The sequence below is a fragment of the Clostridioides sp. GD02404 genome, assembly GCF_045898275.1.
Lineage (GTDB): Bacteria > Bacillota > Clostridia > Peptostreptococcales > Peptostreptococcaceae > Clostridioides > Clostridioides difficile_A.
Genome location: NZ_JBJOCA010000078.1, coordinates 1 through 386 on the forward strand (window position 1 = coordinate 1; position 386 = coordinate 386).

Here is a 386-nt window from a genome sequence, read left to right on the forward strand (position 1 = left end):
TTTGAAGGTGAATTATACGTAGCAGGAGTTGTTCACGAAGAAATATTTGAAGGAGTTTCAGCTAGAGAAATAAGTAAAGCTGTTGAGCCTGATTATGTTGTAATAGGTGAATCTTCAGAATTAAACTTAAAGATTGGTCAAAGAGGTAGAGGAGAAATAGTAGTAGAAACTTTTGGTAAACCAGCTCACTCTGCTAATCCAGAAAAAGGTGTAAATGCAGTTTATAAAATGGCTAATGTAATCCAAAAGATACAACAATTAGTACCTCCAACTCATCCAGTTTTAGGTGATGGAATACTAGTTTTAACAGATATAAAATCTTCTCCATATCCAGGAGCTTCAGTAGTGCCAGATTACTGTAAAGCAACTTTTGACAGAAGATTATT

At 34.2% G+C, this 386-nt stretch carries 1 protein-coding gene; it reads left to right on the top strand.

Going from position 1 to position 386, the window contains the following annotated elements; genetic code table 11:
• On the top strand, nt 1-386 hold a 386-nt coding region (locus tag Q3287_RS19535; RefSeq protein WP_407964691.1), incomplete at both ends, for a peptidase dimerization domain-containing protein.